The organism is Nocardia sp. NPDC055053, assembly GCF_053608285.1.
The window spans coordinates 1-9,396 of record NZ_JBSGVD010000003.1 but is presented as its reverse complement, the minus strand read 5'-3'; the positions used below and the strand labels follow the sequence as shown (position 1 = coordinate 9,396).

The window sequence follows — 9,396 nt, the reverse complement described above, 5'->3', positions numbered from 1 at the left end:
ATCCGCGCGACCCATCTGTTGAGGAGAAGGGCCGACAATGACGACAGCCCCCGAGCTGACCGCCGAACCAACCGCGCTGCCGACCGCGCTGGTCAAGCCCCTGTTCGACCGTGCGGTGGCGGGTGGCGCCGCGTCGGTGCCGGTCTTCGCCCCGGCCACCGGATACAAGATCGGCGACCTGCCGCAGTCCTCGATCGACGACATCGACCGCGCCTTCGCCGTGGCCCGCCACGCGCAGCGCGACTGGGCCAAGGTGCCGGTCAAGCAGCGCGTGGAGATCGTGCGCCGCTTCCACGACATCGTGCTGGCCGAGCAGGACACCATCCTCGACATCGTGCAGACCGAGACCGGCAAGTCGCGCCCGCACGCCTTCGACGAGGTCGCCGACGTCGCGCTGAACTCGCGCTACTACGCCGCCGTCGCGCCCAAGCTGCTGGCCGACCGCAAGCCGCGCGGTGTGCTGCCGGTGCTCACCTCGGTCGACGTGCGCCACCGTCCCAAGGGCGTCGTCGCGGTCATCTCGCCGTGGAACTACCCGCTCGCGCTGTCGGCCTCCGACGCGCTGCCCGCGCTGGTCGCGGGTAATGCCGTCATCGCCCGCCCCGACAACCAGACCGCGCTGTCGGCGCTGTGGGCCATCGACGCCGCCGAGCGCGCCGGTCTGCCGCGCGGCCTGTGGCAGGCCGTGCTCGGCCGCGGCCGCGAGATCGGCGGCGACGTGATCGCGCGCGCCGACTACGTCGACTACACCGGCTCCAGCGCCACCGGCCGCACCATCGCCCAGCAGGCCGGTGAGCGCCTGATCGGCTACTCGCTCGAGCTCGGCGGCAAGAACCCGCTGCTCGTGCTCGCCGACGCCGATGTCTCCAAGGCGGCCAAGCTCGCCGTGCGCGCCTGCTACTCCTCGGCGGGTCAGCTGTGCGAGTCGATGGAGCGCATCTACGTCGACGCCTCGGTCTACGACCAGTTCGTCGCCGAGTTCGTCGGCAATGTCAAGAACATGACCCTCGGCGGCGAGCTCGACTACAGCAAGGACATGGGCTCGCTGACCTTCCAGCGCCAGCTCGACACCGTCACCGCGCATGTCGACGACGCTGTCGCCAAGGGCGCGAAGGTGCTCGCCGGTGGCCGTGCCCGTCCCGACCTGGGCCCGTACTTCTACGAGCCCACCGTGCTCGCCGACGTGGCGCCCGGCATGACGGTCTACCGCGAGGAGACCTTCGGCCCGGTCGTCTCGGTGTACAAGGTCGACTCCGACGAGGCCGCCATCGAGGCAGCCAACGACACCGCCTACGGCCTCAACGCCAGCGTGTGGAGCAAGGACGCCGAGCGCGGCAAGGCGGTGGCCGCGCGGATCAACGCCGGTTCGGTGAACGTCAACGAGGGCTTCAGTGCCGCCTGGGGCAGCGTCGACGCGCCGTCGGGTGGCCTCGGCATCTCCGGCCAGGGCCGTCGCCACGGTCCCGAGGGGCTGCTGAAGTACATCGACACCCAGACCATCGCGGTCCAGCGGGTGCTGCCGATCGCGCCGCTGCCCGGCATGTCCGAGCAGATGTGGGCCAAGACGATGACGCTGGTCTTCGGCGTCATGAAGACGCTACGCCAGAAGTAGCGGCAAGCAGGAAACGAAGCAGGGGTAGGCATTACATGAAACTGGAGACGGTCGCGGGCAAGCGGGTGCTGGTCACCGGCGCCGCCATGGGCCTTGGCAAGTTGTTCGCCGAGACGGCGGTCCGTGAGGGCGCCGACGCGGTGGTGCTGTGGGACGTCAACGAGATCGCCCTGCGCGAGACCGCGGCGCAGCTGACCGCCCAGGGCGGCAAGGTGCACTCCTACATCGTCGACGTGTCCTCGCAGGACTCGATCCGCGAGGCCGCCGACGCGGTGCGCAACGAGATCGGCGGGATCGACATCCTGGTCAACAACGCCGGAATCGTGCGCGGTAACACCTACTTCTGGGAAACCGAGAACCGCGGCGACATCGACATGACCATGGCGATCAACTCGCTGGCCCCGATGTACATCGCCCTGGAGTTCCTGCCGGGCATGGTCGCCGGTGCCGGTCAGGCGCGTGTCCTCAACATCGCGTCCTCGGCCGGTCTGGTCGCCAACCCGCGCATGGCCGTCTACGCGGCGTCGAAGTGGGCGGCGCTCGGCTGGTCGGACTCGGTGCGCCTGGAGCTCGAGCAGGCGGGCCACGACCACGTCAAGTTCACCACGGTCTGCCCGACCTACATCAACACCGGCATGTTCGACGGCGCCAAGGGCATCCTGTTCACACCGATGCTCGAGCAGAACGAGGTCGTCGAGACGTCCTGGCGGGAGATGAAGAACGGTGGCGCCCTGGTGGTGCTGCCGTGGACCTCGCGGATGAACCGCGCGCTCACGGGTCTGCTGCCGATCAAGGTGCGCGACTTCTACCTCAACGCGGTGGGCGTGTACCACTCGATGGATCAGTTCACCGGACGCAAGTAGGCACCGGAGGGGATGCCCCGTCGACCGGCCGCGGACGCGGTTTGTCGGCGGGGCATCGCCGTTTCGGGACGACGCACGCCGAGGGCGATCGGCGCGCTCGGGGTTCGGGTCGGGGAACGATGTCAGGTCTACCTGGTGTGCCGCGACTGCCATTGTCGCCGGGCGCGGCGCCGCTCAGTGTGGATCGACCACGCGGGTGCCCAGGACGACGGTGGCGTAGTACTCCTCGGAGTGTTCGACGCGCGGCGCGAGGCCGTACTCGGCGAGGACCTTGCACGCCGTGTCGACCTGGCCCGTCGAGGTCTCCACGAGCACCGTGCCGCCCGGCGCCAGCCAGCTCGCCGCGCCCTCGGCGACCCGCCGGAACACATCGAGCCCGTCGGCGCCACCGTCGAGCGCGACGAGCGGTTCGTACTCACGCGCCTCCGGCGGCATGTCCGCGACCCGCTCGCTCGGCACATACGGCGTATTCGCCAGCAGCACATCGATGCGCCCCCGCAGATCGCCCGGCAGCGCGTCGAACAGATCGCCGCCGAATACCGGCGCGCTCAACGGCACCAGATTCTCCCGCGCGCAGCTGACCGCGACCGGATCGATATCGGCGGCCACCAGCTCGACATCGCAGCCGCGGGCGATGAGCTCGCCGGCCGCGGTCAGCCCGAGCGCTCCACAGCCACAACACAGGTCGACCACGCACACCTGGGCCGTCCCCGGCGCGACCCCGGCCACCGCCTGATCGACCAGGAACGCGGTGCGCTGGCGCGGCACGAAGACGCCGGGCCGCACGCCGACCCGCACGCCGCGGAATTCGACCCAGCCCAGCAGATATTCGAGCGGTGTGCCCGCGACCCGCTGCGCGACGAGGTCGTCGAGTCGGCCGGTGTCACCGGCGGCGGCGTCGAGCAGCAGCGCGGCCTCGTCCTCGGCAAACACGCAGCCGGCGGCGCGCAGCGTGGTGATCACGCCGTCGATGGCGGAAACAGTCATGTGGCGATTGTCCCGTGCCGGACAACCGATTATTCGCGACCCGGTGTCAGCGCGCGCTGTCGAGCTCGAACGTGCGGGTCGCGTCCAGGTAGATCCCGCGCTGCGCGGCCTTGGCGGGCGGCGGCAGCTGCGAGACCAGCTGTTCGAGCGAGGTCATCGCCCCGACGACGTTGGTTCCGGCGACGATGAAGTCGGCGACCGCGCGCCGGATGTGGTTCGGCGAGGTCACCACCACGGCACTGGTCGCCCCGAGATCACGCAGCATGCGGGTGCTGAACAGCGCGTTCTGCACCGTCGACCCGGCCCGGTCCTCCACGTGGATCCGGTCACCCGGCAGACCACGCCCGACCAGCCAGCGCCGCATCGCCTCCGCCTCGGAGATCCCGTTCTGCGGATTGCCACCGGTGACGATCACCGGCGAGAACGGCGCGGCGACGGCCTGCAACCAGGCCGCGGTGAGCCGGTTCTCCAGCTCCGGCCGCAGCGCGCCGTCGGGCAGCAGCCCGTAGCCGAGGACCACGATCCCGGTCTGCGGACCGACCAGCGCCGGCAGCGGATTGGGCAGCGTCGACGCCGCCGCGGTGACCGCGCGCAGCACAGTGGACGTCCCCGCGGCCATGCCGGCGTCGACGGCACCGAGCCGCGCCATCGCCTCGCCGACCGCGGCGTGGTCGCCCGCGTAATGCGACCAGATGGCCTGCAACGCGAGGGCGTCGGCGTCGTCCGGATCGGCGGCGATCAGGGCGCGCAGGTCGGCGCGGCCCGCGGCGTCGTCACCGTCGGTGAAATGCCGCTGCGCGGAGTTGTAGAGCGCGGTCACGTCCGCCTCGGCGGCGGCGGGGCCGATGGTGGCGCTCGTGACCGCGGCGACCGCGGCGACGGCGGCAGCCACCTGTTTCCAATGCCTCGAGATCTTCACGACAGTCGACACCCTTCCCGCGAACGGTTCGGCACGTGCTGGCAGAGCTGATGGCAGAGCTGCCGACACCCTACGACCGCGTGCGGCGGGCGCCCCGGATCCCGGCGACGCTCCGCGCGTCGCCGCCCGGTGGACCGCGCGGGGGGTAACGACGGATAAGCTGACCCACCGTGGATACCGCTTCGCTGACCGGCAAGGAACTCGCCGCCGCCATCAACGCCGACACGAAGGAGCGCGCCGCCGCGCTCACCGCCGCGGGCACCGCGCCGACACTGGCGCTGATCGTGGCCAACGACGACCCGGCCAGCGCCTGGTACGTGAACTCACTGCGCAAAGCCGCCGAGCGCCTCGGGATCGCGTGCGAGCGCATCGATCTCGGCGCCGATGCCGACGCGGAGACGATCCGCGCCGAGCTGACCGCGCGCAGCGCCGACCCCGCCACCGACGCGATCATGCTGCAGACCCCACTGCCCGCCGGCGTCAGCCTCGACGACGTGAGCTCGGCGATCGCCGCGAGCAAGGATGTCGACGGGGTCAGCCCGCTGTCCCTCGGCCTGCTCGCCTCCGGCCTTGACGGTTTCGTCCCCGCCACCTCCGAGGCCGTGGTCGAGCTGCTGAAGCATCACGGCATCGCGCTGCAGGGCCGCCTGGTGACCGTCGTCGGCCGCTCCAACATCGTCGGCAAGCCCCTGGCCCAGCTGCTGCTCGCCGAGAACGCCACCGTCACCGTCGCGCACTCGCGCACGGCCGACCTGGCCGCCGTCACCACCCCCGCCGACATCGTGGTCGCCGCCGCGGGCCGGATCGGGCTGGTCACCGGCAAACATATCGGTGACGGCGCCGTCGTGATCGACGTTGGCACCAACGAGGCCGCCGACGGTGGCATCGTCGGCGACGTGGACGCGGCTACGGTCGACGGCAAGGCGGCGGCGCTGAGCCCCGTCCCCGGCGGCGTCGGCCCGGTGACCACCGCGCTGCTGATGCGCCACGTGGTCGTCGCGGCCGAGAAGGCCCGCGCCTGACCAGGTTTCGAGCCGGCCTCGATCGGGTCTAGCGCACCGGCCCGATCGAGGTGATCAATGTCTTCCCGCCGACCTTGGCGGTGCCGACCAGCTGTGGGTTGTAGATGATCGGCGCCGAGTCGGGCCGGAACTCGGTGATCACCACGAAGTACTGTCCGGCGAACGCCGCGGGCGTGATCGACAGGCAGTGGGTGGTGCCCACCGGGATCGTGTCGATGCCTGCCTGGATGTCCGTGCCGGAAGGCAGTGCGGCGTCGCCGGATACCAGCGTCCGGGCCTGATCGCCGGAGCGCGCAACGTAATACGCGTGCTGGAACGCCAGGATGGCCGCGACACCGTTCTCGGTGCCGCCGGAACCGTTGCCCTGGATCTTGCTGCCGACCTGTTCGGCCGGACAGTCACCGGCATCCGGACCGGCGTTGGCGGGCGCGGGCGCCAGCGCGGTGCTCGCGGCCGCGGATTCCGGTGCGGGACCGCGTAATTGGTAGTAGCCGCCGCCGATCAGCAGCGCGCCCGCCACCGAGGCGGCCAGCGGCGCCGCCCAGCGCGGCGGGCGTCGCCTGCCCCGCGACCGGTCGATCATCCGCGCGAAGACCTCGTCGTCACCGGAGTAGTCGGGCGCGGGCCGCGGTGCCGGTTCCTGGCCGGCCGTGACCCAGTCCGCCCAGGTGCCTTCGGGTGCGGGGGCGACGATCGGCAGTTTGTCCGTGTTCGGCCCGTTGTCGGGTTCGGGGCTCGCCATCGGCGGGTCCGGAAGTGCGTGGCGCGCACCGGGATCGAACGGGCCGCCGACGATGGGCAGCCGATCGGTGGCGTAGTTGTCCGCCGGGGCGAGACTGTGCACGGGAGCGGGTTGCCCGGTCCACTCGGGCGCGCGCGCCGCGGACAGCGAGATGACCGGAATACCCGCCGGGGTCGCCGGTCCCTCGACCCGGTGCCGAGGGCCGGTAACCGGCTGCGGGCCAGTCGTTTCGGTCAGCCTGCGCGGCCGCTGCGCGCCCAGGTCACGACCGGGCCGCCACGGCGTGGCAGCAGTGAACGGATCACCGGCCGAACCGGGGTCGTGCTGTCGAGCCCCGGTCGGTCTGTGTGCATCCGATCGATCCATCGCCCCACCTTCATCAGGGGAGTCGCCGTCAGGTTCCGTCCCGCAACGATTTCGTTACGGGCACGATACTGCGCTGACGGTGGGAACGCCGAATGCCACGAGGGAATTACTCACCAGTGAATGTAAACCGGGTCACCGATGCCGACATTTTCGTAGTACCAGGCCGCGTCGCCGGGGGCGAGATTGATACAGCCGTGGCTCACGTTGGCATAGCCCTGCGAGTCCACCGACCACGGTGCGGAGTGCACGAAAACACCACCCCAGGTGAGCCTTTCGGCCCACTCGCCGTCGATGATGTAGCCCTCGGGGTCGTCGAGCGGAATGCCGATGGTGCGTGAGTCGAAGACCACGGACCGGAACTTCTCCAGCACCGTGAAATTGCCCGTCGGCGTTTCGAAACCGGGCTTGCCCATGGACGCGGGCATGTCGCGCACGACCTGTCCGCCCATGCTGACGATGAACCGGTGCGCCGACAGATTCGCTTCGGCGTAGACGCCCTGGTTGGTTTGGAACTCGGTGCGCTGGTTGCCGAATTGCACCGAGATCGGTGAGCTCGCGGGCAGCGTGCCGGTGGGAGTCCAGCGCAACCGGGTGTCGTCGACCCAGGCGAAGGTGCCGGGCAGCGCGTCGGTGGACCGGATCGCGACGGCGCGTTCGGCGCCGGCCCGGTCGGTGACCGGCGCCGCGAAGGTGAACGTGACCGGCGCGGCGACGCCGACGACCTGTCCGTTCGCCGGTGATATCGCGGTGACCGTCGCGGTCGGAGTTCCGCCGATCAGGGCCGCTGATGCGGATCCGGACCAGAATGCGGCCAGCAGTGCCGCCATGGCCGCGACGAACAGGAAACGAAGTGCGTTTCTCATAAACGCCACCCCTTCAGTCACTCGTAGGCGGATTCCAAGTCTAGGCCGCCATGATCAACTAGACCTATCGAAGTGGTAACGGCCGACGGGTCTTACGGTGTGTCGTCTTGTGTTCGCGCTGCCGTGGTTCAGCCGCGTACCGCGTGCAGGACGTCGGCGTGCAGCGCATCGGCGCGGGCGGCGATCGTGTCGACGCGCAGCAGGGCCGCGGCGAACGTGTCACCGAGCGCCGCGGGCAGCGAGCCGACATTGATCTCGATATTGAGCTGCGAGCTCATGGCCGCCGCGCGGGCGGCGTCGGCGGCCGCGCCGATGTCGGTGACCACGTTGGGATTACCGATCGGCAGGAGCTCGGCGGCCAGCGACAGGATCTCGTCGGCCTCGTCGACCACCGCGGCGGGCACCCGTGCCGCCTCGACGAGCGCGGCGTTGATCGCCTCGGTGCGAGCGGCGATCTCGTCGTCGGTGTCCTTGGGCAGTTTGTAGGCGGCGCCGACGGCGGTGAACGCGGCGGCGTCGGCGTCGGCCAGCGCCAGCGAGCGCGCCTGGGCGGCGTCGGCGGCCTCGATGATCCGGTCGACGATCGGGCGGTGCACGGCATCCTTGGCGCGGGTGGTGTAGCGGGCGACCATCGCGACCAGCGCCGCGGCCTGGGCCGCGTGCAGGGCGGCCACCGCCCCGCCACCCGGTGCGGGCACCTTGGCGCCCAGCTCCGACAGATAGTGCTCCAGGGTCACCGACCCGAAGGAGGGGGCGATCTGCTGCGGCGAGGCGGTGGGCTGCGACACGACGTGGTGACCTTTCGATGCGGCGAGAACTGCGGTGGTGCTCGCCTTTAACGCTACCGCGTGGTGACCGGAACACCCCGCCCGACCAGCACCTGCGCCGACAGACCGACCGGTCGGGGTGGCTGCGCGCGCCGGGGCTATGTTGGGTGCATGCGGATCGGATTGAGCATCAACTACTCGGGCGGATTCAAGGAGGTCGCGGCCGAGGTCGCCGACCTGGAACGCGCGGGCCTCGACATCGTCTTCGTGCCGGAGGCGTACTCGTTCGACGCGGTCAGCGCCCTGGGCTTCCTGGCCGCCCGCACCGAGCGGGTGCAGCTGGCCTCGGGCATCCTGCAGCTCTACACCCGTACCCCCAGCCTCACCGCGATGACCGCGGCGGGCCTGGACTTCGTCTCCGACGGCCGCTTCATTCTCGGCATCGGCGCCTCGGGCCCGCAGGTCATCGAGGGCTTCCACGGCGTGCCCTACGACGCCCCGATCGGCCGCACCCGTGAGCTCGTCGAGATCTGCCGGAAGGTCTGGCGGCGCGAGAAGCTCAACTACCAGGGCAAGTACTACCAGATCCCGCTGCCCGCCGACCGTGGCACCGGGCTGGGCAAAGAGCTCAAGCTGATCAATCACCCTGTGCGCGAACGCATTCCGGTGCTGCTCGCCGCGCTCGGCCCGAAGAACGTCGAGCTGGCCGCCGAGCTCGCCGAGGGCTGGCAGCCGATCTTCTTCCTGCCCGAGAAGGCCAAGGACGTCTGGGGCGACGCGCTCGCGGCGGGCAAGGCCAAGCGTGACCCGTCGCTGGGCGAGCTCGAGATCTTCGCAGGCCCGCCGCTGGCGATCGGCGAGAACGTCACCCCGCTGCTCGAGTTCGTGAAGCCGCACCTGGCGCTCTACATCGGCGGCATGGGCGCCAAGGGCAAGAACTTCTACCACACGCTGGCCACCAAGTACGGCTACGGCGACGCCGCCGACCGCATCCAGGAGCTGTACCTGGCCGGTGACAAGCAGGCCGCCGCGCAGGCCGTGCCCGACGAGCTGGTCCGCGACGTGTCGCTGATCGGTCCGGAGGGCTTCGTCAAGGATCGCATCGCGGCCATGGCCGAGGCGGGCGTCACCACGCTGAACGTCACGCCGCTTGCCGAGAACGCCGCGGGCCGGGTCAAGCTGATCGAGCAGCTGCGCGCGCTCTGCTGACCCGCCGACGACAACGCGCCGCCGCCCGGAGAGTTCTCCGGGCGGC

Annotated in this window: 9 protein-coding genes; 4 read left to right on the top strand and 5 right to left on the bottom strand. The window is 70.6% G+C overall.

The features are described 5' to 3' along the window. Nucleotides 1–37 precede the first annotated feature (37 nt). Together ACWF82_RS03945 and ACWF82_RS03940 are read left to right on the top strand one after the other, a co-directional pair. Complete coding sequence (locus ACWF82_RS03945; protein WP_379309536.1) at nucleotides 38–1,612, top strand: succinic semialdehyde dehydrogenase; 1,575 nt, start codon at nucleotides 38–40, stop codon at nucleotides 1,610–1,612. A 35-nt stretch (nucleotides 1,613–1,647) separates the two neighbouring features. Further along, nucleotides 1,648–2,475 (top strand): SDR family NAD(P)-dependent oxidoreductase, encoded by an 828-nt coding sequence (locus ACWF82_RS03940; RefSeq protein WP_379309537.1) that lies wholly within the window; start codon nucleotides 1,648–1,650, stop codon nucleotides 2,473–2,475. A 174-nt stretch (nucleotides 2,476–2,649) separates the two neighbouring features. On the opposite strand, the gene ACWF82_RS03935 is transcribed toward ACWF82_RS03940, so the two are convergent. Then, nucleotides 2,650–3,462, bottom strand: coding sequence for a putative protein N(5)-glutamine methyltransferase (locus ACWF82_RS03935; RefSeq protein ID WP_452497741.1), 813 nt, complete (start codon nucleotides 3,460–3,462; stop codon nucleotides 2,650–2,652). A gap of 46 nt (nucleotides 3,463–3,508) precedes the next feature. Continuing rightward, complete coding sequence (locus ACWF82_RS03930) at nucleotides 3,509–4,381, bottom strand: YdcF family protein (RefSeq protein ID WP_452497739.1); 873 nt, start codon at nucleotides 4,379–4,381, stop codon at nucleotides 3,509–3,511. A 170-nt stretch (nucleotides 4,382–4,551) separates the two neighbouring features. Here ACWF82_RS03930 and ACWF82_RS03925 point away from each other — a divergent pair, with 170 nt between their 5' ends. Then, nucleotides 4,552–5,403: a bifunctional 5,10-methylenetetrahydrofolate dehydrogenase/5,10-methenyltetrahydrofolate cyclohydrolase gene (locus ACWF82_RS03925; protein WP_452497737.1), complete on the top strand. Its 852-nt coding sequence runs from the start codon at nucleotides 4,552–4,554 to the stop codon at nucleotides 5,401–5,403. A gap of 28 nt (nucleotides 5,404–5,431) precedes the next feature. Here the strand turns inward: ACWF82_RS03925 and ACWF82_RS03920 are convergent, their stop codons facing one another. From ACWF82_RS03920 to ACWF82_RS03910, 3 genes are all read right to left on the bottom strand, one after another. Continuing rightward, a complete protein-coding gene (locus ACWF82_RS03920; RefSeq protein ID WP_452497735.1) occupies nucleotides 5,432–6,511 on the bottom strand; it encodes a hypothetical protein in 1,080 nt (359 codons plus the stop codon). Nucleotides 6,512–6,621: 110 nt separating this feature from the next. Then, nucleotides 6,622–7,374 carry a L,D-transpeptidase gene (locus ACWF82_RS03915; RefSeq protein WP_452497733.1) on the bottom strand — a complete coding sequence of 251 codons (753 nt, stop codon included), beginning with the start codon at nucleotides 7,372–7,374 and terminating at the stop codon, nucleotides 6,622–6,624. A gap of 128 nt (nucleotides 7,375–7,502) precedes the next feature. Beyond that, a complete protein-coding gene (locus ACWF82_RS03910; protein ID WP_452497731.1) occupies nucleotides 7,503–8,162 on the bottom strand; it encodes a cyclodeaminase/cyclohydrolase family protein in 660 nt (219 codons plus the stop codon). Between the two features lie 150 nt (nucleotides 8,163–8,312). On the opposite strand from ACWF82_RS03910, the gene ACWF82_RS03905 reads away from it, so the two are divergent. Beyond that, nucleotides 8,313–9,350, top strand: a complete 1,038-nt coding sequence (locus ACWF82_RS03905; RefSeq protein WP_452497729.1) for an LLM class F420-dependent oxidoreductase — start codon at nucleotides 8,313–8,315, stop codon at nucleotides 9,348–9,350. Nucleotides 9,351–9,396 lie beyond the last annotated feature (46 nt).